Below are 26,812 nucleotides of genomic sequence, written 5' to 3'. Positions count from 1 at the left end.
GCACTTCAATCGGCGCTACGCACGTCGCGAAGAAGGCGCGACCGGGAAGTGGCTCGATGGGTGCAAACGGCGAAGACGCGATCGTGTGGCATGAGGGCGATATGCCTTTTTCCACCCGCTTTGGCGATCATTTTTACTCTCGCGAAAACGGCCTCGCAGAGACGCGGCATGTGTTCATCGCCGGCAATCGGCTGCTGGAGCGGTGGCAGGCGCAGAACAACTTCCATATCGGGGAACTCGGCTTCGGAACGGGGCTGAACATGCTGACGACGTGGCAGGCCTGGAAGGCGCAGCGCCGTTCGGGCCAACATCTCACCTTCACTTCGTTTGAGAAATTTCCGCTTGATGGCGAGACCCTGGCGCGCGCTCTTGCGAACTGGCCGGAGCTTGCCGATGAAGTCGCAGCCTTGATCGCTGTCTGGCCACAACCGAAACCGCTGGAAGATCTCGTGGTCGATCTCGACGATGGCGTTCGGCTGCAGCTCCTGATCGGCGATGCGGCCGCGCGGCTGACCGCTTGGGATGGCTCAGCCGATGCCTGGTATCTCGACGGCTTTGCGCCCGCTCGCAATCCCGACATGTGGTCAGCGGATCTTCTCGGCGCCGTGTTCGACAAGACGAAGCCTGGTGGGACATTTGCGACCTATGCCGCGGCTGGCTTCGTGAGGCGCAATCTTCAGGCGGCCGGCTTCACCGTCGAACGCCTTGCCGGCCATGGGATGAAGCGCGAAATGCTTGCCGGTACGCGGACGGCGTAAAGCGCAATCTCAGCCGGCCGCCTTCGCGTCATCCTTGAGCCACTCGCCGATCTTGCGTTCCAGCATGTCCGGGCTGATCGGCTTGGAGATGTAGTCGTCCATGCCCGCCTGCAGGCAGGCTTCCCGATCGCCCTTGAGCGCGTGGGCGGTGACACCGATGATCGGCACATGGCCGCGGCGCTGCCGCTCGCGCGCACGAATGGCCTGCGTTGCCTGATGGCCGTTCATCACGGGCATCGATACATCCATCAGGATCAGCCGCGGAACGGCACGATCGAATTCGGCGACCGCCAGCGCGCCATTACCGACGATGCGGTAGACGACGCCGAGATCGTCGAGGATCTGGCTGAAAACGATCTGGTTGACCTCGTTGTCTTCCGCGACAAGCACGTCCAGCCGAGCCGTCTGCTCTTCAAGGCGCCTGCCCGACGATTGCGGCTTGGCCGCGATTTGGCGGTCGAGATGGCCATCGTTCGCTTCGCCGTCGAAAGCAAGCGCGGCCCCGATACCGGCCACCGATTCGGCCAAGCCTTCGTTGTCGATCCAGAGATCGAGTGACAGCGCTCCAGGTTTCGACGTGAAGGCAGGCGCAATCGTCTCGGGCTTTATCTGGTCGAGGTCGCTTGACAGTTCCTGCACGACGTCCGTCGGCAATCGCAATTCGGGCGCCGGAGCGCTTGGTCTCGAACGTGCCAGGGCTTCACCCAGCGTCGCCGCCAGATGCGCCTCGCGCGCCGGCTTCGTCAGTACCGACACGAGACCAAGCCTCTGGATGTCGGAACGCCGCGGATCGACATCGACCGAAGTGAGCAGGATGATCGGCGTATCTTTCAGCGCCGGATCGAGCCGCACTGCCGCCGCCATTTCGAGCCCGGTCATGCCCGGCATATGATGGTCGAGGATGACACAGTCGACCGGGACATTCATCGTGGCTGCGGCTTTGAGCACCTGAAGGCCCTCGGCACCGCTGACGGCCGCGCAGCCATCGCATTGCCAATCCTGCAATTGCGCGCTCAGAATATCGCGGTTCACCTGGTTGTCGTCGATCACCAGAACGCGCGCGCCGACGAGCGACGCCGGCGGTGGCGCAGGCGTTTGCAACGTCTCGCCAATGGGCAACGTGAGGAACACGCGGAACGTCGAGCCTTGCCCCTCTTCGCTGTCCAGGGTGATCGTGCCACCCATCAATTCGATGATCCGGGTTGTTATGGCGAGACCGAGGCCGGTACCCTCGTGCCGGCGGGTCGACGATCCATCGACCTGGCTGAACTTCTCGAAGATCTTGTCGCGCTTGTCGGCAGGGATGCCGAGCCCCGTATCCTCGATGGTCAGTACAAGTTCCGCGCTATCGCCGACTACGCTGCCGGCGAGCGAGATCAGGACATGACCTTCCTCGGTGAACTTGATGGCGTTCGAAAGCAGGTTCATCACGATCTGGCGGAAGCGACCCTGATCCCCGACGAGCGTGCTCGGCACGCCCGCATCGACGCGCACCACCAGTTCGAGATCCTTCTCGGCCGCACCCTTCGCCAGCAGACCGGCAACGTCTTCGACCGCATCGCGCGCATTAAACGGCGCGTGTTCGAGCGAGATCGCGCCCGCTTCGATCTTGGAGAAATCGAGGATGTCGTTGATGATCGTTAAGAGCGCGTTGCCGGACTTCATGACGATGTCGCAATAAGTGCGCTGGCGCGTGTCGAGTTCGGTCTTCGACAGGAGTTCCGCCATGCCCAGCACGCCGTTCATGGGCGTACGGATTTCGTGGCTCATATTGGCGAGGAATTCGGACTTCGCCCGATCGGAGGCTTCGGCCTTGATGACCAGCTGCTGCAGCTCTGCTTCCCGTTCCTTGAGCTCCGAAATGTCGGAATAAGTGACAACGGTCAAACCGCCGGCCGTGGGCTTGCCATCGATGCGCAGCCAACGGCCGTCACGACCCTTGCGCTCCAGTTGATGAAACTGTCCCTTGCGGGCACTCTCGAGAATATATGCTTTGGCCTCATCCGCCTCCTCCCCCTCGCCGTAGTCGCCGCGCTCGGCGCAGTGGTCGATCAAGGTCACCCAAGACTTGCCCGGTCCGACCAATTCGCGCGGGACGTCGAGGAACTCGTAGAAACGGTCGTTGGTAAAGAGGATCTTGTTCGCGTCGTAGATCAGCAGGCCCTGCGCCATCGCCTCCGCAGCGTCGTCGAGCAGGCGGACGGTGTCCTTGAGTTTGACGTTGATCGCTTCGGCCCGTTCCCGGTGTTTGCGCACCTCGCTGATGTCGTAATAGCCGATCATGCGGCGGCCGTTCGACAGCGGCGTCACCGAGTACATCAGCGCCACGGCATCCTGCCGCTTGAACTCTCTCGGAGCGACGGCGCCCTGCCTGATCTCGGCCGTTCTGGATGCGACGTAGCTTTCCCAGTCATCGTCGACGACGTCGTAGATCCCGTTGTCGCGGTTGAGGTCCATGAGCTTGCGGAACGGATGCCCAAGGAGAAGTACGGGCTCCAGACGCCAAATGTCGAAGAAGCGCCCGTTGATCAGTTCGATGGTGAGGTCCTGGTCGACCACGACCACTGCCATGGGCATCGCCTCGATGACCTGCCGCAGATCGTCCATTTCCCCGGACTGATCCGGCACGGGAGCCGACGCTGATCCGACATTCTGAAGCAAGGTGGCCGGATCGATCCGCGGGTCGTGGCCGACGACGAACAGTGACCCGTCGGTGCATTTGATCCGTGTCAGGGTGAGCACGCGCCGCACCCCGTCCGGACACACCATCGACAGCCGCTGGACCTTGCCGAACACGAGGCAGCGGCGCTCGGCCTCATCGCGCTCGCGGTCATAGCCGTCTTCACCGAAGGCTGGATCGTTGGTTGGCATTGCGGATTTGTTGAGCGACGTGAGAAAGGACTGGCTGGCTGCGCGATAGCGCATCTGGCCGTCCTTGACGTACACAAGGTGACCCACCTGCGGCACGTGCGCGATGCCGCGCTCGATCACATCCCTATCGAGATCACCCTCAGCAGCCCGCACGCACCACCCCCGCCATTGCCAACCCACAATCGAGCCGGCTGCGCCAACAACCCAAGGATGAGAATGCCGGTCCGCGCTGAACAAAGCGTTAACCATAGATTGAGGCTTCGAAGAGCGCCGCATTTCGAAACGCACGCGCCATTTGTTGGCCTGTTTGCGACATGGCAGGCCGCATTCGGCACGGCGCATCCACGCGCCTTCTGCAACATTATGTTCCTAATTGATAAAAATCGTGTCCGCCGGTTGCCAGGGTGGAATAGAGGCGTTAGGTTCCGCACCAACATCTCCCCTATAGCCTCCGCCAGGCCGCGACTTGCTGATCTGCACTTCGCATCACTGCGCATTATTCGAGGTCTCACCCACTTGTATTGAAGTCCCTTACGGGAAAAGCTTTCACGGACGGTATGGCGAACAAAGTAGAAGCGAAAAATATCTTCAAGATATTTGGCAGCGAGCCCGATCGGGTCTTCGAAATGGTGAGCAAGGGCCACAGCAAGGCGGACATCCACGCCGAGACCGGCCAGACGATCGGCGTCAATGACGCGAGCTTTGAGGTCGCCGAGGGCGAAGTCTTCGTGGTAATGGGCCTCTCCGGGTCCGGCAAGTCCACCCTGGTCCGCATGATCAACGGATTGATCCCGCCGACACGCGGCCAGATGATGATCGACGGCGTCGACGTCGCCTCGTGTTCCGCCGAAACACTGCGCAAGGTGCGGCGCGAGAAGGTCGCGATGGTCTTCCAGCACTTTGCGCTCTTCCCCCACAAGACCGTCATCGACAACGTCGCCTACGGACTGAAGGTGAAGGGCCTGCCTGCAGCCGAAAGGCGCGAACGGTCGCTGAAGGCGCTGGCCCAGGTTGGCCTTGAGGCTTATGCGGACAGCTATCCCGAGGAACTGTCCGGCGGCATGCAGCAGCGTGTCGGATTGGCGCGCGGTCTCGCGACCGAGCCCGAGATCCTTCTGATGGACGAGCCCTTCGGTGCGCTCGATCCCCTCATCCGCCGCGACATGCAGCTGGAACTTCTGGAACTGCAGCGCAGCCTGAAGAAGACGATCGTCTTCATCACCCACGATCTGAACGAGGCGCTAATCTTGGGCGACAAGATCGCCATCATGAAAGATGGCAGCTTCGTACAGGTAGGCACCGCGGAAGAGATCGTGGGCGAACCGGCCGACGAATATGTGCGCGCCTTCACCCAGGACATCGACCGCTCGCGCGTGTTCGAAGTTGCCGCCATCGCACGCCCGCCGCTTTCCATCGAGATCGATGCCCCGGTGTCGGACGCGTTGGCCCGCATGGAAGCCGAAAACGTGGACGCAATGTTCGTGACGGACAAAGGTACACTGCAAGGGCAGGTCCTTTATCGCGGCCTCTCGGGCGCCTCGGATCCAGAGGCGCTGGCGCAGCACCTCGATCCTGATTTCGCGACGGTGACGCCCGATGCCCACCTGCACGAGCTCTACGGCAAGGCAGCGGCCGGCCGGCCCATTGCGGTGGTGGATGAGACGGGCGCGTTCACCGGCATCGTCGAACCGGGCGACATTTTTCACCAGCTGGTCCGCGGCGAAGAGCATGAGAGTGGTCAAAAGCGTGCAGCAACTGCCTGAGATGGATCGACCGCGCACAAGACAGTGGGAGGCTTGAAGCATGTTCAGCCCATCCGACCTTTTTGAAATCCCGTTCGGCGACTGGGTCGATTCCGCCGTCAAGGACTGGCTCGTCCCCAATTTCAGGCCTTTCTTCCGCTCGCTTCAGGCGCCGATCTCTTTCGTTCTCGATGGGTTGGACGGATTTCTGAATGCGATGCCGATGCTCGTGTTCACGGCAGTCCTCGCCTTCATCGCCTGGCGTACGGCCGGCCGCGGGGTTGCCATCTTCACGGCTCTCGCGCTCGTCTTCCTCGACCTGATCGGCGTGTGGGGACAGACGATGACGACGCTCGCCATGATCGTCACGGCGGTGTTCTTCTGCGCCGTCATAGGCGTTCCTGTCGGGATTCTCGCTGCCCGCAGCGATCGGTTTCTGGCGATCCTGCGGCCGATCCTCGACGTTATGCAGACGATCCCACCCTTCGTCTATCTGGTGCCGATCGTGATGCTGTTTGGCGTCGGCACGGTGCCGGGCGTCATCGCGACAATCATCTTTGCCCTGCCACCGATCGTGCGCCTGACCAATCTCGGCATTCGCGGTGTCCGGGCCGACCTGGTCGAAGCGGCCTATGCGTTTGGCTCCACGCCCTCCCAGGTTCTATGGGAAGTGCAGCTTCCGCTTGCCATGCGCACCATCATGGCCGGCCTCAATCAGACGCTGATGATGGCGCTGTCCATGGCCGTCATTGCGGCGCTCATCGGTGCTGGTGGCCTCGGCTTGACAGTCAACACGGGTCTCGGACGGTTGGATGTCGGAACCGCGATGGAAGGCGGCATCGGAATCGTCATTCTCGCGATCATTCTGGACCGGATCACGCAATCCTTCGCCGAGCGCAAGGCAGTCGCAACGCCCTCGCTCGCACAGACGTTCCGCGGCTTTTTCAAGCCGTCGCGGATGGCGGCTCGCGCGGCGGACGAAAAGCCCGCCTGACCGCCACGAAAATCGGCCGCCTTCTTGCGGGCGGCACGAAAACCCTCCGCTTGCGACAAGGGCGGAGACCGACAAAACCCAAAGGGAGAACAAAGATGACAGCTTTCGGATGCCTGCCCCGCCTCTCTGCCAGCGTTGCGGCGGCAGCCCTCTGCTTCGCGGCGGCAACGACCGTCGCCAATGCTCAGGATGCGCAACCCGGCGAAGGCGTGACCATCAACATGGCACAGCCGACCTGGGACACAGGCTATTTCTACACCCAGATCTACAAGCAGATGCTGGAGGAGCTTGGCTACGAGGTCGCAGGCCCGAGCGCCCTCGACAACCCGATCTTCTACCAGTCGGTCGCCCAGGGCGACATGGACCTGTGGGTTGATGGCTGGTTCCCGCTGCACAACACCTACGAGGAGACCTTCTCGCAGGGCGCCGAAAAAGTCGGCACGGTTGCCGCCGGTGGCGCGCTTGAGGGCTACCTGATCGACAAGGCGACGGCCGATGAACACGGCATCGACAATCTGGAAGACTTCAAGGATCCGGAAATCGCCGCGCTCTTCGACCGCGATGGCGACGGCAAGGCCGATCTCGTCGCCTGCCCGCCCGGCTGGGGTTGCGAAGTCGGCATCGAGCATCACCTCGATGCTTACGGCCTGCGCGATACGGTCAATCCCGTGAAGGCCGGCTACAACGCCTCCATGGCGGATGCGGTCGCCGCCTATGAGGCCGGCGAGCCGATCTTCTTCTACACATGGACGCCGAACTGGACCGTCAACGTACTGAAGCCGGGCGAAGACGTCGTCTGGATCGAAGTGCCGGAAATCGACCTGCCGGAATCGACCAAGGGCCTCGAAGATGCAGCCACCATGGCCGGCGTCGAAGGCTGCGTGAACGATCCCTGCCAGCTAGGCTTCCCGGCCAACGATCTCGTTCCAGTAGCCAATTCCGAGTTCCTTGAAGAGAACCCGGCCGTTCGCGCGCTTCTGGAAGCGGCGTCCGTGCCGCTGGACGATGTCTTCGAGCAGAACGCGAAGATGTACGAAGGCGAAAACAGCGAAGCCGACGTCGCTCGCCATGCTGCCGAGTGGATCGAAGAGAACCGCGCTGAGGTCGACGAGTGGCTGACTGCCGCACGCGACGCGGCGTCCTGATCTGAAAACTTCGTGAACGGAACGCGCAAGCGGGCCCTTCGGGGCCCGTTTGCACAAGATTTTGCCGCACGCGAACCGAATCTGCGGCATTTGTGCAGCCGCCCACGGTTTTCGCGGCCTTCCATTGCGAATTGCCCGATGCTAGAGGCATCGCCATCGACGTCCCGGATAGGGGACGCATCCGCGACGAGAAGCGGCCCAAGGCCGCCCACAGGGAACGATGTCAGCGATCATCGAAGTGAAAAGCGTGAGCAAGCGCTTCGGCGGCTTCCACGCAGTCAACGACTGCACGCTCTCGGTCGAGAAGGGCTCCGTCACGGGCCTGATCGGTCCGAACGGCGCTGGCAAGTCGACGCTGTTCAACATGGTGGCGGGCACGCTGGAGCCGACGAGCGGGACCATCCTGTTCGACGGCGAGGACGTGACCGGCCTGCCCTCGCACGCGCTGTACAAGCGGCGCCTGCTGCGAACCTTCCAGATTGCGCACGAATTCTCCAACATGACGGTGCTTGAGAACCTCATGATGGTGCCGGACAACCAGACAGGCGAAGGCCTGGTCGGTGCCTGGTTCATGCCCGGCCGCGTCAGCCGCGAGGAAGAAGCGATCCGCCGCAAGGCCGAGGAAGTACTGGACTTCCTGAAGATCACCCATGTGAAGACCGAGCTTGCCGGCAATCTTTCGGGCGGCCAGAAGAAGCTCCTGGAACTCGGCCGCACCATGATGACCGACGCCAAGGTCGTGCTGCTCGACGAGATCGCCGCCGGCGTCAACCGCACGCTCCTGAACGATCTCGCATCCAATATCGAACGGCTGAACCGCGAGCTTGGCTACACCTTCTTCGTCATCGAGCACGACATGGACCTGATCGCCAGGCTCTGCGACCCGGTGATCGTCATGGCGGCCGGTTCTGTGATGACGCAAGGCCATATCGCCGAGATCCAGAACGACCCGCGCGTGATCGAAGCCTATTTCGGCGGCTCGCCGACGGGCAATGCGACCGTCGCCCACGCCAATCAGGTGGAGGCGCGTCCATGAGCCTGCTCGAAATCCGCAATCTTCATGCCGGCTACGGCCAGATGACGATCCTCAAGGGCATCGACATGACGCTCGAAGCCGGCGAGATCGGCGTGATCGTCGGTCCGAACGGAGCCGGCAAGTCGACGACGCTGAAGGCGATCTTCGGCATGCTGAACATCACCGAGGGCTCGATCCATTTCGACGGGCACGACATCACCGGCATCAGCCCGGAAAAGCTCGCCGCGCACAAGATCGCGATGGTGCCGCAGGAGCACAATGTCTTCGCGACGCTGACGGTGCACGAGAACCTCGAAATGGGCGCCTATACGCGGCGCGACGACTATTCCCGCGTGATGGACGAGGTCTACGAAATCTTCCCGCCGCTGAAGGACAAGCGACGGCAGGCAGCCGGCGAATTGTCCGGCGGCCAGCGCCAGATGGTCGCCTTCGGCCGCGCGCTGATGATCGAGCCGAAGCTTATCCTGCTCGACGAGCCGACGGCGGGCCTGTCGCCGATGTACATGTCGGAAATCTTCGACCGCGTCATCGCCATCAACAAGCTCGGCGTGACCGTCGCCATGGTCGAGCAGAACGCCAAGCAGGCGCTGGCCATCGCCCACAAGGGCTTCGTGCTGGCCAATGGCCAGAATTCATACACCGACACCGGCCGGGCGCTTCTCGACAATCCGGAAGTCGCCAAAAGCTTCCTCGGGGGATGATCGACATCAATGAATGAGCTGGTCTTCTTCATCAACAAGGGCATCCTCGCCGGTGCCATCATCGGGTCGATCTATGCGCTCGGCGCAATCGGCGTAACGCTGATCTTCGGCATCCTGCGCTTTGCGCATTTCGCCCATGGCGACATGATGACGCTCGGCGCCTTCATCGCCTACGTTTTGGCCGCAGCACTCGCAGCCGCAGGTTTCGCAGGCCCGCTGCCGATTGCCATGATGGTGCTGCCGATCGTGATGATCCTCACCGCCGGCATATCGATCGGCATCGACCGGACGTTCTACCAACCGCTGCGCCGATCCGGTGCAAAAGGCATCGTGCTGGTCATGGCCTCGATCGGCGTGACCTTGATGCTGCAGGGCCTCATTCGCCTGTTCGCCGGCCCGAGTTCGCGTGAGCTTTATTTCAACGAGCCGAAAGACATCTTCCGCATCGAAGTGCCCGGCGCCAACCAGATGATCACGGTGACGGAGCCGCAGCTGGCGCTCTTCATCGTCACGCTGATCTCGGTGATCGCGCTGCACTACTTCCTGTCGCGCTCGCGCCTCGGCAAGGCGATGCGTGCCGTCTCCGACAACCCGTCGCTGGCGCAGGTCACCGGCATCTCCATCGAGACCGTGGTGCGGGCCACATGGATCATCGGCGGCGGACTTGCTGCACTTGCTGGAACGATGCTCGCGCTCGACGTCTCGCTGAAGCCGGATCTCTCCTTCAACATCCTGCTGCCGATCTTCGCCGCAACGATCGTCGGCGGCATTGGCCAGCCCTATGGCGCGATCGCAGGCGGCTTCGTTGTCGGCTACGCCGAGACGCTCGCCGTGTTCAACTGGTCGGTGCTGCTGCGCCCGATCGCGCGCTGGACCGACAACGCGTTCGAAGTGCCAGCCTCGCTCGCCATCGTACCTACCGACTATAAACTGATGGTGCCCTTCGTCCTCCTGATCCTCATCCTGATCTACCGGCCGACCGGCATCTTCAAGGGACGGGTGCTGTGATGACCGACAACCGTCGCGACCTCCTGCTCTTTGCCGGCCTCGGCGTTCTGTTCGCCATCATCTTCTACACCCAGGGCACAGCCTATTCGCTGCGCGTGACGGTCGAAGCGCTGTGCTACGCGATGATCGCCTTCGGGCTTTCGCTGCAATGGGGCACGGCGGGGCTCTTCAATGTCGGCATCATGGGCTTCATCGCCGCCGGCGCCTTCGCCTCGCTCTTCGTGACCTTCCCCGTCAACCAGGCCTTCTGGGATTCCGAAGGCCCGGCGATGCTTGGCGACGTGCTCGTGAAGGTGGCAATCGGCGCGGCCGCCGTCTTCGCCGCGTCGCGTTCGGGCAAGATCGGCCTGCCGAAGCCGCTCGTGACCTTCCTGACGCTGGTGACGCTCGCCGTCGCCTATCTGGTCGTCTCGGCAAGCCTCGATCCGACCGCACGCTACATCGAGCGGGAAGCCGGCTTTGTTGGTGGCCTCGGCCTGCCGGTCTATTTCGGCTGGGCGGCAGCCGGCATCGTTGCTGGCGCGATCGCCTGGGTCGTCGGCAAGATCTGCCTTGGCCTGCGTTCCGACTATCTCGCGATCGCCACGCTCGGTATCGCGCAGATCATCAAGACCTTCCTCAAGAATGCCGACTGGCTGACGCGTGGGACCCAGACCGTGTCGCCCCTGCCCTGGCCGGTTCCCGGTGCTGCCGAAGTCGGCTTCACGGCCGCACGCGCAAGCTACCTCGTTCTGACGGCGGTGATGCTCGTCATCGTCTACATGCTGCTGCAGCGCGTCTATCACGCGCCCTGGGGCCGCATGATGCGGGCGATCCGCGACAATGAAGACGCGGCCTCCGCCATGGGTAAGGACGTCACCAAGCGCAGGCTCGAGATCTTCGTCTTCGGCTGCGTCCTGATGGGCATCGGCGGGGCGACACTTATTCATTTCAACACGATCTTCGACCCGAACGGCTTCGTCGACCTCAACCACACCTTCCTGATCTGGGTGATGGTGATCCTCGGCGGACCCGGCAACAATCGCGGTGCGATCTTCGGAGCGCTGCTGGTCTACGTGATCTGGACGATGTCGGAACCGGTGACGCTCGTCATCTTCGACTATATCCGCACGATCGGGCGCGACATGTTCGGCTGGCAGGCCCCTGCCGACCTGAACAGCCGGGCGCTCGCCATGCGCGTTTTCGTCATCGGTCTGACGATTACCATGGTGCTGCGCTTCGCACCGAAAGGCGTCATTCCCGAGCGTCTGTCGCGCAAGGCATAAGGTTGAGGACGGCTCAGACCGCCTCGCGCAACTCCCGCCACGCGGCCTCGAGCACGGCCGCGGGCTTTGGCCGGCTGAAGAGATACCCCTGTCCGTAATGGCAGCCATGGGCGAGCAAGGTCTCCGCCTGGGTGCTCGTCTCGACACCTTCCGCCACAACCTGCTTGCCGAGCCGCCTTGCGAGCGTCAGCACCGCCTCGACGATCGCCATGTCGGCAGGCGACGTCAGCATCGACCGGACAAACGACATATCCAGCTTGATGACGTCGAATTCGAGCTGGCGCAGATGGACGAGCGATGCGTAGCCCGTGCCGAAATCATCGAACGCGATCTTGATGCCGTGGTCGGACAATCGCTTGAGGCCCGAAGCGACGGACGTTGCGCCGGTGGACAACAGCACGCCTTCCGTCACTTCGATCTGGATGTCGCCGGGTGCAAGACCGGCATCGGCCATGCTGGAGATCAGCCGATCGACGAAGCCGCTACCGATGAACTGGCTCGATGAAACATTGATGGCAATATTGCCGAAATCGAAGCCGCTCGCCCGCCAGCACGAGGCTTGCCGGATCGCCTCGTCCATGACGAAGTCGCCGATGCGCCGCGACATCTCGCCATCTTCGAGGACGGGCAGATATTCGCCGGGCGCAGCGTAACGGCCATCCGGCTGACGCCACCGCAACAAAGCCTCGAACCCACTGAGACTGCGGTCCATGAGCTTGATCTTCGGCTGGTAGAACAGCGTGAACTCGCCGCGGTCGAGCGCCCTTCGCGCCTCGCTGATGATGTTGAACCGATGGAGCGCGACTTCGTGAAGATCGGAGGAGTAGGTGGCGATGCAATTGCGCCCCCCAGCCTTCGCCTTGTAGACCGCGAGATCCGCCGATTGCACCAGTTCGAGAGCATCCTGCGTGCGGTCCGGTTCAGCAGGCGCGAGGCCGATGGAAGCCGATACCTGGAACGTGATGCCCTTCCAGTCGATCGGCTCCTGAATGACCAGCCGTAAAGCTTCGAGCCGTTCCTTCAAGGTTTCCAGATCGCATTCATCGGCAATCACGAGCGCGAATTCGTCGCCACCTGGTCGCACGAGCAGCCATTCCGGTCCGCAATGGCTGCGCAGTCTCGTGGCAATCGCGCGCAGGCAGGCATCGCCGGCAGCGTGACCATAGCTGTCATTGATGGCCTTGAAGCCGTCGAGATCCAGGATCGCGATACCCGTCGTCAGGTGCTTGCGATCCTTGAGATGCTGGTTCGCGGTCCGCAGGAAGTAATTGCGATTGTAGAGACCCGTCAGCGGATCGCGATTGGCCAGATAATCCAGACGGCCAAGTAGGTGCTTTTCGCGCGTAATATCCTGCATCATGCCGAACCGGCGCACGGGCCGGCCATTCTGGTCGTACTCGAAATCGACCCGGAGGCGCACCCAACGGCGACGGCCCTTCGCGGTCTTGAGCGCCGTTTCGAAATCCAGCGAGGTACGCGCCTGCATCGCTTCCCGAACCGCTTTCAAGTAACGCTTCATATCCCGCTTCGAATAGAAGCGTTTCATGTGATTGAAATCGTTGACCGAACCAATGGTGGCGTCTTCGTCCAGGTCGTGAATGCGCTTCATAATTGCGCTCCACTCCGCCTTGCCTGTCAGAAGATTGTGGTCGAACGCCCCCATCTCGCCCAACGCGCAGGCCTCGTCGAGCATGCGGTTTTGCAGCGTCAGTGTATGTGACTGCTCTTCGATGGTGCGGGCGGACTGAGCGAGCGACATGGAGAGACGCGCCACGCGCACCGTGTCCCGATGCTGCCTGAGCAAGGCCGTCGCAATGGTCGCCAGCCGCTCCAGCTGCGCCAGTTCACGTGATGACAAAGAACGCGCTTCGGTATCGATGAGGCAAAGCGTGCCGAGGCAGATGCCGGGGTCTATCTCAAGCGGAATACCGGCATAGAAGCGCAGATAGGGCTGCTGGTGAACGAGCGGATTGCTGTCGAACCTCGTATCGAGGCTCAAGTCCTGAACGATGATCGTCCGTCCCTCAGCAAGAGTAACGTTGCAGAACGAGTGAAGCCTCGGTGTCCAACGATCATCATAGCCGGATCGGGAAATGTTCCACTGGACATCCTCGTCCAGGATGGTGACCAGCGCACCGCTGACACCAAATAGCTCGCGAGCGAAGCTGGTGATGGCATCGAGATCGGGAAAATCGGATGTGTGGGTAAGATCGAGCGCACGAACGGCCTCTAGCCGCTCCCTTTCAACCTTGCCAACCGAGCTTATCGTCATGGTTCGCCCCTGCATGCTGTCCATAACAGCTAGCGACGGTGCGGTTTCGAAAGCGTTACGCGCCGATGCCACAACTTAGCATTTTAGAAGATCCAAAGCTTCCTGCCGAAACGAGAAGGGAGCCTACAGCATCAGCCGCAGGCTCCCTTTCAACAGCGGTCGATCCGTAAGCGAAACGTGACTTACGTAGCTGGGCCGACGAGAACGAACTCGCCGTTTTCGACCGTCATCTCATCAAACACGCCGGGTACGTCGCCGGCATCGTCGAATTCGTGGCTGCCGGAGGCGCCTTCATAGTTGATGTCTTGACCGGCTTCGATCAGTTCGACGGCCTTTTCCCACTCGCCCGGCAGAATGACTTCGCCCGGTTCCGTCGCGATTTCGCGAAGCGCGGTGTTGAGGCCTTCCATCTCGCCGCCGTTCTTCTGCAGAGCGAGCGCGAGCAGGAACGCCGCGTCGTAGGACTGCGCGGCGAAGGTTGCGCTTGGATCGAAGCCGGCTTCCTCGGCAGCCGCATCATAAGCGGCGCGGCCCGGCAGTTCCGGGGAACCCGGACGGGTCGCGATCATGCCATCGGCGTTGGAACCGACCAGCTCGCCAAGGCGGTTGCCGACCATGCCGTCACCGCCGACGAACTGCGAGAAGTCGCCGCCTTCTACGGCCTGGCGGATGAGCGTACCGCCCGAGCCGTCCACATAGGCGAGCACGACGAGAGCCTCAGCGCCCGTCGAGGACAGAGAGCCGATCTCGGCGCGATAGTCCGCCTTGCCATCTTCATGCGCTTCGGAGGCGAGAACCTGGCCGCCGGCCGCTTCGAACGCGGTGCCGAAGGCATCAGCGAAGCCCGTGCCGTAGTCGTTGTTCACGTAGGAAACGGCAACGCTCGTGATGCCCTTCGCGAAAACGAGGTTGGCGAGCACTTCGCCCTGGAACGCGTCCGAAGGCGCGGTACGGAAGACGAGGTCATTGTCTTCGAGCGTCGTCAGCGACGGCGCGGTGGAGGCGGGCGAAATCATCACGACGCCGCCCGGAACGGCCGCGTTGTTGGCAGCGGCGACCGTTGCGCCCGAACACATCGCACCGACGATCGCACGGACATTCTCGACGTTGACGAGACGGTCGGCCGCGTCCGATGCGCGCGTTGCGTCGACGCAACCATCGTCGCCGATGACCAGCGAGGCCTGGCTTTCATCACCGAAGAAGCCGCCCTGCTCGTTGATCTGGGCGATGGCCAGTTCCGCGCCTGCCACGATCGGCGGCATCAGGCTTTCGATCGGGCCGGTCATGCCGCCGATGAAGCCGATCTTGAAATCCTCCGCCAAGGCTGCCGTCGTCAGGCTCGCTACAGCCACGCCGGTGGCGAGCGCCGTCTTGAATGCTGGCAACATGTAGTCACTCTCCCTGAAATCTGTTGGAGCGCATCGTTCGTGCGTCCGTCCTGTCATTGACTGTCCTTTCGGGCGCCTATGCCCAAAAGTTGGCCGATCATAGCGATTGGCGTGCATCTGGGAAGGAGGGACCGAGAATTTCGACGGGGACTTGAGGTGGAGCGCCGATCACCGGTCCCATCTTGACTTTTGCACGGGAAAAGACGACATGCGGTTCAGCTTTCCCTTTAGGCCGCCAGCGTGAGCGCGCCATTTCGGGTAAATGACCCGATCAACAAGGTTTCATAAAGCGGCAGTTCCCAAGAACGGCGAAGTCATTCGTCGCCCTGGCGCTGAAGAAAGCATTTCCAATCCAAGTTCCCATTTCACGCGGGGTTCTTGAAGTCGCCACCGGACCAAAACGGTTCCGCGTGCGGCTGCCCACGCCTGAAAGGCATGTATTTTGAACGATTTCACTTCGCTTGGGCTTTCCAAGCAAACACTTGCGCCGCTCGTCGCCCTCGGCTTCACCCAGCCGACGCCGATCCAGGCACAAGCCATCCCGCTGGTCCTGAAGGGCCATGATCTGATCGGTCTCGCCCAGACGGGCACCGGCAAGACGGCTGCCTTCGGCCTGCCGCTGATCGAAGGCCTGTTCTCGGACGGCAAGAAGCCGGAGCCACGATCGACGCGTGCGCTGATTCTTGCGCCGACGCGTGAACTGGTCAACCAGATCGCCGCCAACCTGAAGGCCTTCGTGAAGAACACGCCGCTCAAGATCGGTGTCGTCGTCGGTGGCGTATCGATCAACGGTCAGATGCGCATGCTCGACCGCGGCCTCGACATTCTCGTCTCCACGCCAGGCCGCCTGCTCGACCTCGTCGACCGCAAGGCGCTGAGCCTGCACCAGGTGCACCGCCTCGTCCTCGACGAAGCCGACCAGATGCTCGATCTCGGCTTCATCCATGATCTGCGCAAGATCGTGAAGCTGGTGCCCAAGAAGCGCCAGACGCTGTTGTTCTCGGCCACGATGCCCAAGATGATCGCGGACCTCGCCGACAGCTACCTGACCGATCCGATGCGTGTCGAAGTCTCGCCTCCCGGCAAGGCTGCCGACAAGATCGAGCAGAGCGTGCACTTCGTCACCGACAAGTCGGCCAAGACGAACCTTCTGATCCAGTGCCTGCGCGCCAATCCCGATGGCCTCGCCCTCGTTTTCGGCCGCACCAAGCACGGCTCCGAAAAGCTGATGAAGCAGCTCGTCGCTGCCGGTTTCTCGGCCGCCTCGATCCATGGCAACAAGAGCCAGAACCAGCGCGAGCGCGCCTTGAAGGAATTCAAGGACGGCAAGGTCAGGGTTCTGGTGGCGACCGACGTCGCTGCACGCGGCATCGACATTTCGGGCGTCAGCCACGTCTACAATTTCGAGCTGCCGGAAGTGCCGGACGCTTACGTACACCGGATCGGTCGTACTGCACGTGCCGGCCGTGATGGCATGGCAGTCGCCTTCTGTGCGCCTGACGAGATCCGCCTGCTGCGCGACATCGAGAAGCTGATGGGCATCTCGATCGCGGTTGCCAGCGGCACGGCTCCGGCCGACCACGCCCGCCCTGCCCGTGGCGGCGGCAAGGGTGCTGGTCGCGGCAATGGTGGCGGCGGACGTGGCAATGGGCAGCGCCCCGAGCGCACCGGCAACAGCGAGCGCCCGAGCGGCCGTTCGCATCGCCGCGTCGGTAAAGGCAAGCGCGAAGGCTCGTCCCAGGGTGGCCAGCGCCGCAGCGCCTGATTTTTGCCGTACGAAGATAATCAAGGCCGTCGCTGAACCAGCGGCGGCCTTTTTCTTTGGCCGGTCGTCTTAAGTGACAAGTACCGCCTTCGGCTTTCGGTTCGTGAGATATACACCGAGCACCACCACCAATGTGCCGATGATCATCGGCAGCGGCAGTTCCTCGCCGAAATAGAGGAACGCCTGGATCGCCACGGTCGGCGGCACCAGATAGATCAGCGACGCCGCCTTCGACACCTGGCCGCGCCTGATGAGGTAGAGCAGGAGCGCAATCGCCAGCAGCGACAGCCCGAACACGGACCAGGCGAGCGCGACGAACACTTCGAAGTTCCAGACGATCCGCATGTCTTCCAGCAAGAGCACGAAGGGGGCGGTCACGACGAAGGCGCCAAGATACTGCAGCGTGGCGATGGTGCGCAGGTCGCCGGTCTGGAGATAACGCTTCTGGTAGAGCGTGCCAGCGGTCACCGCGACCATGGCGACGACATTGACGATGAGCGGCACGGTCGCGGCGGCGATCTGCTCTGGCTCGAGCGCCATCAGGTTCGGCACGATGGCGATCATCAGGCCGACGAGACCGAGACCGATGCCGAGCTTCTGGCTCCCAGACAGGCGCTCGCCGACCACGAAAGGCGCGACGGTGGCCGTGAGCAAGGGTTGGAGTGCGGCAATGAGCCCGGACAGCGCAGTCGGCACGCCATGCGCGATCGCCCACCAGACACCGCCGAGATAGATCGCATGCAGGAGCACGCCTGAAAACGTTGCGTGCCACCACTGCGCGCGGGTCTGCGGCCACTGGGCCCGAACGATCATGCAGAACACCACGAAGACCGCGGCGGCGGACACGTAGCGCAGGCACAGAAAGAACAGCGGATCGGCGTGCGGCGCCGCATAACGTGCTACGATCCATCCCGTGGACCAGAGCAGCACGAAAAGCGCGGGAGCGATGCGTTCGATTGTCATGGGAGGAGCGGCTCGCGGGCGGAAAGTCGTTTCGACCGTTACGCGCGCTGGCGCAACCTGTCAAAGCATGATCAAAGCTTGTGCAACCGCGCCTTAGCTTAAGGCATTGTTTTGCCAACGCCCGCAGCCGCTTGCAAAGCCTCCCGCTTTGCTCTTTCATGACCAAAAAGAGGGAGCTTTGATTTGCCGTTCGACGAAATGCTCGATGCCGACAACCGGCCCCGCGGGCCCTATTCGGAGTATATGTCCTGGTACGGCGAGCAGGATCACGCCAGACTACTGACGAAGTCGCGTGACGCCGAGGCCATCTTCCGCAAGACCGGCATCACCTTCGCCGTCTACGGCAAGGAAGAAGCTGCCGAGCGCATCATTCCCTTCGACATCGTCCCCCGGGTCATTTCCGGTCGCGAATGGCGAAAACTCGCTCAGGGAATCGAGCAGCGCGTCGCAGCTCTCAACGCATTTCTCGACGACATCTACCACAAGCAGGAGATCATCCGCGCCGGCCGCGTGCCGCGTCACCTGATCGAACGCAACGAGGCGTTTCTGCCCGAGATGATCGGCATGCGCCCGCCCGGCGGCGTCTACACGCACATCATCGGTACCGACATCGTGCGGACCGGACAGGACGAATTCTACGTTCTGGAAGACAATGCCCGCACGCCGTCCGGCGTCTCCTACATGCTGGAGAACCGGGAAACGATGATGCAGATGTTCCCGGAGCTGTTTCACCGAGTCCGCGTCCGCCCGGTCGAAAACTACCCGATGCTGCTGCGCCAAAGCCTGGAAGCATCCGCACCGCCCGGCTGCGCCGACAAGCCGCGCGTCGCGGTTTTGACGCCGGGGATTTATAACTCGGCCTATTACGAACACGCCTTCCTCGCCGACCAGATGGGCGTGGAACTGGTGGAAGGTCCTGACCTCAGGGTCATCGGCGGTCGCGTCGCCATGCGCACCACCCAGGGCTACAAGCCGATCGACGTGCTCTATCGCCGCGTCGACGACGATTTCCTAGACCCCCTCACCTTCCGGCCGGAATCCGCTCTTGGCGTGGCAGGGATCATGGATGTCTACCGCGCCGGCAACATCACGATCGCCAATGCGCCCGGCACGGGCATCGCCGACGACAAGGCGATCTATTCCTACATGCCGGAAATCGTAGAGTTCTACACGGGCCGCAAGCCGCTGCTCGAAAACGTGCCGACCTACCGCTGCTCCGAGCCGGACACGCTGAAATACGTGCTCGACAATCTGGCCGACCTGGTCGTCAAGGAAGTCCACGGGTCCGGCGGCTACGGCATGCTCGTCGGGCCGACCGCATCGAAAAAGGAAATCACCGCATTCGCCGCCAAGCTCAAGTCGCGGCCGGGCAATTACATCGCCCAGCCCACCCTGTCGCTCTCGACCGTGCCGATTCTCGTGAAGAAGGGCGTTGCGCCGCGCCACGTGGACCTGCGGCCCTTCGTGCTCGTGGCGCCGAACCGCATCCAGATCATTCCCGGCGGGCTCACGCGCGTCGCGCTGAAGGCAGGCTCGCTCGTCGTCAACTCCAGCCAGGGCGGAGGCACCAAGGACACCTGGGTGCTGGAGGATTGATGCGATGATGCTTGGACGCACAGCCAACGGCCTGTTCTGGATGTTCCGCTACATCGAACGCGCCGAAAACACCGCCCGCCTGATCGATGCCGGCGTGCGCATGTCGCTGACCGGCACGCAGGGCTCGGACGACGAATGGACATCGGTGCTGAAAAGCGCCGGCGTGGAGGCGAACTTTCTCCAGCAATACGAGAACGTGACAGGCCCCGACGCGATCGATTTCATGCTGCGCGACGAGCGCAATCCGTCGAGCGTTCTGTCGGTGATCAACAGCGCGCGCTCCAACGCCCGCATGGTGCGCACCGCCCTCACCCGTGAAGCCTGGGAAAGCACCAATGAGTGCTGGATCGACCTGACTTCACGGCTGGCGCGGCGCGTCAAGGATGCAGACCTGCCAAGCGTGCTCGACCTGATCAAGCAGCGCACGGGACTGATCCGCGGCGCCTTTCACGGCACGATGCTGCGCAACGAGATCTTCAACTTCTCGCGCATCGGCACCTTCATCGAACGCGCCGACAACACCGCCCGCATCCTCGATGTTAAATACTACCTGCTTCTGCCGGCGGTCACCTATGTCGGTTCGTCGCTGGACAACGTTCAGTGGGTGTCTATCCTGCGCTCGGTCTCGGCGCACCGGTCCTACGGCTGGGTTTACGAATCCGATCTCAACCCGACGAATATCGCCGACTTCCTGATCCTGAATGGACGCATGCCGCGTTCGCTTGCCTATTGCCACGAGAAGATTACCAACAATCTCGGCTATCTGGAAACCGAATACAGCAGCCGGCACAATGCCCACGACACGGCGCTCGAGATCCTGGAGACGCTGCGCAACCGCGATATCCGCGCCATCATCGACGGCGGGCTCCACCAGTTTCTGGAAGACTTCATCCGACGCAACAGCCGTCTCGGCCAAGAGATCGCGGAAGCCTACAGGTTCTATTGATCATGCAAATCCGCGTCAGCCACTCGACCGAATACAACTACAGCATTCCCATCCACTACGCGCTTCAGCGCCTGCGGCTGACGCCGCGATCCGGGCGCGGGCAGACGGTCGTCAACTGGCAGACCGACATCGAAGGCGCCCGCGTCGAGGTCACCTATGATGACCATTTCGGCAATCTGACGCAGCTTTTGTCGGCCGAAGGCGATCCGCACATGATCCGGATTGTCGCCCATGGCGAAGTGGTGACGGAAGACGTGAACGGCGTCTCGGGCCCGCATGTGGGCTTCGCGCCGCTTTGGCTCTATCTGCGTGACACGCATTTGACACGCGCCGGCAAGCCCATCCGCGACCTTGCCCGCTCGATCCCGGGCAAGGACCCGCTGGAGCGGCTGCACGGGCTAATGGCGACGATCAGCGACAAGGTCGCCTATGAAATCGGCGCCACCGATGCCAAGACGACCGCCGAGGAAGCGCTCGAGAACGGTAGCGGCGTGTGCCAGGATCACAGCCACATTTTCCTGAGCGCCGCGCGCTTTCTCGATTTTCCGGCGCGCTACGTCTCCGGCTATCTGTTGATGGACGACCGAACCGAGCAGGTGGCGACGCATGCCTGGGCCGAAGCTTTTGTGGAGGGTCTCGGCTGGGTCGGTTTCGACGCGGCGAACGGCATCTCGCCGGACGAGCGCTACATCCGCATCGCGACGGGGCTCGACTTCGTCGACGTGTCTCCGGTTTCCGGTATCCGCCATGGAAATTCCACGGAGACGCTTGCCGTGGCCATTACGGTGGAGCAGTAATTCGGATCGCGAAATTCGGATGCATCTGAGTCGCGCCGCGGCGCGTATAGGGTGACGAAGACGGCCGGGGGTGGCCGGCAATCTGATGGCGGGGTGAAGTAAGCGATGACCTACTGTGTCGGTCTTCGGCTCAGGCGTGGCTTGATGTTCATGTCCGATACCCGGACCAATGCCGGGGTCGACAACGTGTCTTCGTTCAAGAAGATGTACACCTGGGAGCGCAAGGGCGACCGGTTGATCACCCTGCTTTCGGCCGGCAATCTCGCAACGACACAAACCGTCGTCAGCATGCTGGAAGAACGCCACAAGACCGCCGGCGAGCGCGATCCCGACATCTACGAAGTGCCGTCCATGTTCCAGGCGGCAAAGCTCGTCGGGGATACGGTTCGTTCCGTGATCCGCGAAATCGCGGTCGGAGGCGGCTTCAAGAGTGAATCGAGCTTCGGCGCGACCTTTATCCTCGGTGGCCAGATCGTTGGCGGCGAGAGCCGGATGTACCTGATCTATCCCGAAGGCAACTTCATCGAGGCGACCGACGACAATCCGTTCTTCCAGATCGGCGAGCACAAATACGGAAAGCCGATCCTCGTTCGCGCCTACGACCCAGACATGAGCTTCGAGGAAGCAGCCAAGCTGCTCATCGTGTCGTTCGATTCCACACTGAAATCGAACCTGTCGGTCGGGCTGCCGCTCGACATGCAGACCTATGAGACAGGCTCGCTCAAGCGGGGCGCGGAAAAGCGGCTACTCGCTTCCGATCCTTACTATCAGGCGATTTCGGACGGATGGTCGGAGGCGCTGCGGCAGGCCTTTCAGCACCTGCCGAACTATGAAGGCCTCGAACAGGCCGACTGACGCGTCACTCGGCTGCTATTTGGCGCGTGAGCCCACCTTCTCGCTCCAGCATGGCGATGATGTCATCCACGCCTTTCGCTCGGCTGAGATCGGTGAAGACGTAGGGTCGCTCCTTGCGACTGTGACGGCAGTCTTCATCCATCTGCTCGAGATCAACACCCACATAAGGCGCAAGGTCGGTCTTGTTCACGATGAGCAGATCCGAGCGTGTGATCGCCGGTCCGCCCTTTCGCGGAATGTCGCCGCCTTGGCACACCGAAATGACGTAAAGCGTCAGATCCGCAAGATCGGGCGAAAAGGTCGCTGCGAGATTGTCTCCGCCGGATTCGATGAAGACGACGTCGAGATCGGGATGCCGCCGGTTGAGCTCGGCGATGGCCCGCAGGTTGATCGAGGCATCTTCGCGGATCGCCGTATGCGGGCAGCCGCCGGTCTCCACGCCGATGATGCGGTCCTCCGGCAGCGCCTGCATCCGCACCAGCGCCATGGCATCTTCGCGGGTATAGATATCGTTTGTGACGACGCCGACGGAATACTCGGCCGCCATCGCCTTGCAGAGCTTTTCGGTCAGCGTGGTCTTGCCCGAACCAACGGGGCCACCGATGCCGACGCGAAGCGGTCCGTGCAGAGAGTGAGTCATGATCGAAAAAGCCTTGAATGCAGAGTTTCGTGTCTAAGTGACATGATTTCGGATCTGAACGTGCAGGAGCCGAGATCATCGAGGCCGGCCTCTGCCGCGCGTTCCGCCGTTGCGGCGATCAATGGCTCCAGCGCGGCCAGCACCCGCACGCCTTCCCGCTGACCGATCGGCGCAAGCCGGAGTGCCGCCTGAATGAGGTTGGAGACGAATGCATGGGCGAAGGCCGTCAGCGTGTCGGCAAGCGGCACGCCTTCCCGACCGGCGACCAGACCGACGGCGACGGGATAGGCAAGCTCGCCCGGCAACTCGCCATGATCGACAGCGGCAATCGACGCGCGCGCCCCGGCGGCGTCGAGAAAGGCAGCACCTTGCGCCATGGTTTCCAGATGGCGTTCGGCAGACCCGGCCAAAGCCTCGGCGAGTTTACCCAACTCGTCGATTAGCCCGGCATTGGCGCAGGACCGCCAGGCCTGCGCAACCAGCACCATGTCGTTCCAGCCGGACCCATGCGCGACGAGATCGGACAGCCAGTTCTCAAGATGATCGCCGCTGGCGATAGCGCCGGCATCCACGGCGGATTCCAGCCCGTGACTGTAGCTGAAGCTGCCCGTCGGAAAGGCAGGCGACAGCCAAGCCATCAGCCGCATCAGACTGCGTCGCTGGTCCTGGGCCTCAGTGATGATCATGGTCGTGATGGTGCCGATCATGCGAATGGGAATGGCCGTGGCCTGAGCCGTGATCGTGATGGCCATGATGGTGGTCGTGCCCGGCCTCAGCACCGTCATAGGCGCCGCCTTCCGGATCGAAGGGAGCGCTGACCTCCGTCACGACCGCGCCCAAGCCTTCGAGCATCTGCCGGATGACGTGGTCGCGCCGGATCAGGATGCGGTCGTCGAATATCTGGGACGGAAGGTGGCGGTTGCCGATATGCCAGGCCAGCCGCAAGAGCGCCTGCGCCGAAGGCTCCTGGGCCCGGACCTCATAGAGGTCTTCCGGCTTGGATCGCACGACGATCACCGCACCGCCGGTCAGTTGCAGGCCATCGCCATCGCGCAGCAGCACCGCATGGGGAAGATCGAGAAGAAACTCCATGCCGCCATCGCTCGCAAGCCTTAGACGCCGCCGGTTCCGCGCCGTCTCGTCAAGCGTCACGCTATCTTGCGCCTCGCCCGACCATGCGCCCTTTTTGAGGACTGAACTTGCTCTTTCCATCTTCGATCCCAGTCATTGCTACCGGGACAGAAGATGCATCATCCATGCCAAAGCGAGAAGGCGCGGACGACGAAATAGGTGACGCCAGCGGTAAAGGCACTGAGCGTGGCGCCCCACAGCGTGTCGACCACCGCGACTGTGGTATCGAAACCCTTGATGGTGGAGAGGTTCGTCGCGTCGTAGGTCATGTAGCAGAAGAGGCCGAAGAGGAACGCGTTGAACACGGTCAGGCCGAAGCTTTGCGCGTTGAGGCCTGGGGCGATCGCGAAATAGATCAGGCCAATGACGAAGATGGCATAAAAACCCCCGGCAATACCGAACCGGGGGCGTTCCAGCAGCAGCGAACCGAGGCGATCCTTGTAGAAATCGCGCGCCACATAACCAAGCCAGATGGCGTCGATCGTCAGAAAGACGACCGCCGCGACGAGGTAGACCCAAACGAATTTCATGATGCTTCCTCAGCCGCGGCGTTGTTGTTCTCAAAGACAGTACGCAGCTAGTGCAGAAGCAGATTTTCGATTTTGTCGATTGAGTGGTTGGTCAGCGTCTTCGGCACCTCGCTGACGACGCGATCCAGAACCTCCTGGTGCAACGCGTCACGCATTTCACCGAGAACTTTCGGTGGGGCGACGATCACCAACTCCTTAAAACGGTTGGCGTGTGCGCATTTGTAGAGGCGCTCCGCGATCTCCTTCGCGAACCGCTCCTTGCCCAATTGCTGCCAGTCGGTTGTCTCGACGCCAGAACGATGCGGACCGCCGGCGTCGTGAAGGCGGCCGGGGCGATCCGTGCCCTGTTCGCGCGTCGGCGGATTGTCCTGTTCCATCTCCCGGAAGACCTGAAGATTGGGATAGTCGGCGTCGCCCTCATTGCGCAGGAACAGCGCCTTTTCTCCATCCGCGACGACAACCCAGCCATCGTGTTAGAGATTGATATCGCTCATATTTCACCTCCATCGTTGGATGAAGGGCAACGTGAAGCACTGGGTCAGGTTCCTCACTGATCGAGGTCAGGATTGCGGCATTTGGTCAGAAGAGGAAATAGCGCTGGGCCATCGGCAGCACGGTCGCCGGCTCGCAGGTCAGAAGCTCCCCGTCGGCGCGCACCTCGTAGGTTTCCGGATCGACTTCGACATGCGGCAGCGCATCGTTGAGCTTCATGGAGCGCTTCGAAATGCCACCGCGGGTGTTCTCCACGGCCAACATGCCTTTCGAGACGCCAAGCCGGTGCTGCAACCCGTCATCGAGGGCAGCTTGCGATACAAACGTGACTGATGAGGCAGCCGGACCGCCGCCATACCCGCCGAACATCGGCCGGTAGTGCACCGGTTGCGGTGTCGGGATGGAGGCGTTGGGATCGCCCATGGGCGCGGCCGCGATCGTGCCGCCGAGAAGCACCATGGCCGGCTTCACCCCGAAAAATGCCGGATCCCAGACCACGAGATCGGCACGCTTTCCGACCTCGATCGAGCCGATATGCTTGCTGATCCCGTGGGCGATGGCGGGATTGATCGTGTATTTGGCGATGTAGCGCTTCACCCGCGCATTGTCGTTGTCGCCCGTCTCGCCAGCCAATCTCCCGCGCTGCCGCTTCATCTTGTCGGCCGTCTGCCAGGTGCGAATGATCACTTCACCGACGCGCCCCATGGCCTGGCTGTCCGAGGCAATGATCGAAAAGGCACCGAGATCGTGCAGAATGTCTTCGGCAGCGATCGTCTCCTTGCGGATGCGGCTCTCAGCAAAGGCCACATCCTCCGGAATGGACGGCGAGAGATGGTGGCACACCATCAGCATGTCGAGGTGCTCGGCGATGGTGTTAACCGTGTAGGGACGCGTCGGATTGGTCGAGGACGGAATCACGTTTTCCAGCCCGCAGACCCGGATGATGTCCGGCGCGTGGCCACCACCTGCCCCCTCTGTATGAAACGCGTGGATGGTGCGGCCCTTCAGCGCCTCGACCGTGGATTCCACGAAGCCGCTTTCGTTGAGCGTATCGGTGTGGATCATCACCTGCACGTCGAACGCATCGGCCACCGAAAGGCAGCAGTCGATCGCCGCCGGCGTCGTGCCCCAGTCTTCATGCAGCTTTAGCGCGCAGGCGCCACCGAGCACCATCTCCTCCAGTGCCTTGGGCAGCGAGGCATTGCCCTTGCCGGAAATGCCGATGTTCATCGGAAAGGCATCGAAGGACTGGATCATCCGGCCGATATGCCAGGGCCCGGGCGTGCATGTGGTGGCGAGCGTGCCATGGGCGGGACCAGTGCCGCCGCCGAGCATCGTCGTGAGCCCCGACATCAGCGCCTCCTCGATCTGCTGCGGGCAGATGAAGTGGATGTGGGAATCGAAGCCGCCTGCCGTAACAATCTTGCCTTCCCCGGCGATCACTTCCGTTCCGGGCCCGACGATGATGGTGACGCCGGGCTGCGTGTCGGGGTTGCCCGCCTTGCCGATGGCGGCGATCGTGCCGTTCTTCAACCCGATATCGGCTTTGTAGATGCCGGTATAATCGACGATGAGAGCATTCGTGATAACTGTGTCGACCGCGCCATCCGCGCGCGCCACCTGGCTCTGGCCCATGCCATCACGGATGACTTTGCCGCCACCGAATTTCACCTCTTCGCCATAGATCGTATGGTCCGCCTCCACTTCGATGAAGAGTTCGGTGTCCGCCAAGCGCACCTTGTCGCCAACGGTCGGGCCGAACATGTCGGCGTAGGAAGCGCGGTCAATCCTGGCGGGCATGGCATTGTTTCCCTGGATGCATATTGAAAAGCGAAGCGAGAACAATCACGTTCGACATCGAACCCCGAACTGGGCTATGAGCGCGGCGAGCGCCTCGGGCGCAATTCGAATAGCCAC

The 26,812-nt window shown here is 62.2% G+C and carries 21 protein-coding genes and 2 pseudogenes; 13 read left to right on the top strand and 10 right to left on the bottom strand.

The window, feature by feature from the left end:
* Positions 1-56: 56 nt before the first annotated feature.
* Positions 57-758 (top strand): tRNA (5-methylaminomethyl-2-thiouridine)(34)-methyltransferase MnmC2, encoded by a 702-nt coding sequence (gene mnmC2 / locus QQL76_RS06415; protein WP_499206864.1) that lies wholly within the window; start codon positions 57-59, stop codon positions 756-758.
* Between the two features lie 9 nt (positions 759-767).
* Here mnmC2 and QQL76_RS06410 read toward each other — a convergent pair whose 3' ends face one another.
* Positions 768-3,782, bottom strand: a complete 3,015-nt coding sequence (locus QQL76_RS06410) for a response regulator (protein ID WP_499206863.1) — start codon at positions 3,780-3,782, stop codon at positions 768-770.
* Positions 3,783-4,186: 404 nt separating this feature from the next.
* Between QQL76_RS06410 and QQL76_RS06405 the strand changes: the two genes are divergently transcribed.
* The 7 genes from QQL76_RS06405 to QQL76_RS06375 all read left to right on the top strand — a co-directional run bounded on the left by QQL76_RS06405 (position 4,187) and on the right by QQL76_RS06375 (position 11,520).
* On the top strand, positions 4,187-5,392 hold the full coding sequence (locus tag QQL76_RS06405) for a quaternary amine ABC transporter ATP-binding protein (protein WP_499206862.1): 1,206 nt from the start codon (positions 4,187-4,189) through the stop codon (positions 5,390-5,392).
* 40 nt (positions 5,393-5,432) lie between these two features.
* Positions 5,433-6,365, top strand: coding sequence for an ABC transporter permease (locus QQL76_RS06400; protein ID WP_499206861.1), 933 nt, complete (start codon positions 5,433-5,435; stop codon positions 6,363-6,365).
* A gap of 95 nt (positions 6,366-6,460) precedes the next feature.
* A complete protein-coding gene (gene proX / locus QQL76_RS06395; RefSeq protein ID WP_499206860.1) occupies positions 6,461-7,510 on the top strand; it encodes a glycine betaine ABC transporter substrate-binding protein in 1,050 nt (349 codons plus the stop codon).
* A gap of 220 nt (positions 7,511-7,730) precedes the next feature.
* On the top strand, positions 7,731-8,546 hold the full coding sequence (locus tag QQL76_RS06390) for an ABC transporter ATP-binding protein (protein ID WP_499206859.1): 816 nt from the start codon (positions 7,731-7,733) through the stop codon (positions 8,544-8,546).
* Positions 8,543-9,247 (top strand): ABC transporter ATP-binding protein, encoded by a 705-nt coding sequence (locus QQL76_RS06385; RefSeq protein WP_499206858.1) that lies wholly within the window; start codon positions 8,543-8,545, stop codon positions 9,245-9,247. Before QQL76_RS06390 ends, QQL76_RS06385 begins: the two co-directional genes overlap by 4 nt.
* A 9-nt stretch (positions 9,248-9,256) precedes the next feature.
* Positions 9,257-10,255 (top strand): branched-chain amino acid ABC transporter permease, encoded by a 999-nt coding sequence (locus QQL76_RS06380; protein WP_126009936.1) that lies wholly within the window; start codon positions 9,257-9,259, stop codon positions 10,253-10,255.
* A complete protein-coding gene (locus QQL76_RS06375) occupies positions 10,255-11,520 on the top strand; it encodes a branched-chain amino acid ABC transporter permease (protein ID WP_499206857.1) in 1,266 nt (421 codons plus the stop codon). Before QQL76_RS06380 ends, QQL76_RS06375 begins: the two co-directional genes overlap by 1 nt.
* Before the next feature lie 13 nt (positions 11,521-11,533).
* On the opposite strand, the gene QQL76_RS06370 is transcribed toward QQL76_RS06375, so the two are convergent.
* Both QQL76_RS06370 and QQL76_RS06365 read right to left on the bottom strand, forming a co-directional pair.
* Entirely contained in the window at positions 11,534-13,792 is a 2,259-nt protein-coding gene (locus QQL76_RS06370) for a sensor domain-containing phosphodiesterase (RefSeq protein WP_499206856.1), read from the bottom strand.
* A gap of 182 nt (positions 13,793-13,974) precedes the next feature.
* On the bottom strand, positions 13,975-15,180 hold the full coding sequence (locus tag QQL76_RS06365) for an ABC transporter substrate-binding protein (RefSeq protein WP_499206855.1): 1,206 nt from the start codon (positions 15,178-15,180) through the stop codon (positions 13,975-13,977).
* 442 nt (positions 15,181-15,622) lie between these two features.
* On the opposite strand from QQL76_RS06365, the pseudogene QQL76_RS06360 reads away from it, so the two are divergent.
* A pseudogene (locus QQL76_RS06360) lies at positions 15,623-16,942 on the top strand (DEAD/DEAH box helicase); the annotation flags it as partial.
* A 72-nt stretch (positions 16,943-17,014) separates the two neighbouring features.
* Here the strand turns inward: QQL76_RS06360 and QQL76_RS06355 are convergent.
* Positions 17,015-17,908, bottom strand: coding sequence for a DMT family transporter (locus QQL76_RS06355; RefSeq protein ID WP_499206854.1), 894 nt, complete (start codon positions 17,906-17,908; stop codon positions 17,015-17,017).
* Between the two features lie 198 nt (positions 17,909-18,106).
* Between QQL76_RS06355 and QQL76_RS06350 the strand changes: the two genes are divergently transcribed.
* From QQL76_RS06350 to QQL76_RS06335, 4 genes are all read left to right on the top strand, one after another.
* Positions 18,107-19,504 carry a circularly permuted type 2 ATP-grasp protein gene (locus QQL76_RS06350; RefSeq protein WP_499207128.1) on the top strand — a complete coding sequence of 466 codons (1,398 nt, stop codon included), beginning with the start codon at positions 18,107-18,109 and terminating at the stop codon, positions 19,502-19,504.
* Between the two features lie 7 nt (positions 19,505-19,511).
* Positions 19,512-20,450, top strand: a complete 939-nt coding sequence (locus tag QQL76_RS06345; RefSeq protein ID WP_499207127.1) for an alpha-E domain-containing protein — start codon at positions 19,512-19,514, stop codon at positions 20,448-20,450.
* Positions 20,451-20,452: 2 nt separating this feature from the next.
* Complete coding sequence (locus QQL76_RS06340) at positions 20,453-21,247, top strand: transglutaminase family protein (RefSeq protein ID WP_499206853.1); 795 nt, start codon at positions 20,453-20,455, stop codon at positions 21,245-21,247.
* Between the two features lie 105 nt (positions 21,248-21,352).
* Positions 21,353-22,102 (top strand): proteasome-type protease, encoded by a 750-nt coding sequence (locus QQL76_RS06335; RefSeq protein WP_499206852.1) that lies wholly within the window; start codon positions 21,353-21,355, stop codon positions 22,100-22,102.
* 4 nt (positions 22,103-22,106) lie between these two features.
* Here QQL76_RS06335 and ureG read toward each other — a convergent pair whose 3' ends face one another.
* From ureG to ureC, 6 genes and pseudogenes are all read right to left on the bottom strand, one after another.
* On the bottom strand, positions 22,107-22,742 hold the full coding sequence (gene ureG / locus QQL76_RS06330) for an urease accessory protein UreG (RefSeq protein WP_499206851.1): 636 nt from the start codon (positions 22,740-22,742) through the stop codon (positions 22,107-22,109).
* Entirely contained in the window at positions 22,739-23,449 is a 711-nt protein-coding gene (locus tag QQL76_RS06325; protein ID WP_499207126.1) for an urease accessory protein UreF, read from the bottom strand. Before QQL76_RS06325 ends, ureG begins: the two co-directional genes overlap by 4 nt.
* Positions 23,415-23,954, bottom strand: a complete 540-nt coding sequence (locus tag QQL76_RS06320; protein WP_499206850.1) for an urease accessory protein UreE — start codon at positions 23,952-23,954, stop codon at positions 23,415-23,417. The genes QQL76_RS06325 and QQL76_RS06320 overlap by 35 nt, the downstream gene beginning before the upstream one ends.
* A 38-nt stretch (positions 23,955-23,992) precedes the next feature.
* Entirely contained in the window at positions 23,993-24,403 is a 411-nt protein-coding gene (locus QQL76_RS06315; RefSeq protein ID WP_499206849.1) for a DUF2177 family protein, read from the bottom strand.
* Positions 24,404-24,450: 47 nt separating this feature from the next.
* Positions 24,451-24,855: pseudogene (locus QQL76_RS06310) on the bottom strand (host attachment family protein); the annotation flags it as partial.
* 127 nt (positions 24,856-24,982) lie between these two features.
* Positions 24,983-26,695, bottom strand: a complete 1,713-nt coding sequence (gene ureC / locus QQL76_RS06305; RefSeq protein WP_499206848.1) for an urease subunit alpha — start codon at positions 26,693-26,695, stop codon at positions 24,983-24,985.
* Positions 26,696-26,812 lie beyond the last annotated feature (117 nt).

This window comes from Rhizobium albus, assembly GCA_030160035.1.
Lineage (GTDB): Bacteria > Pseudomonadota > Alphaproteobacteria > Rhizobiales > Rhizobiaceae > Georhizobium > Georhizobium albus.
The sequence above is the reverse complement of the archived record's forward strand: the minus strand, read 5'-3'. Positions and strand labels throughout refer to the sequence as shown.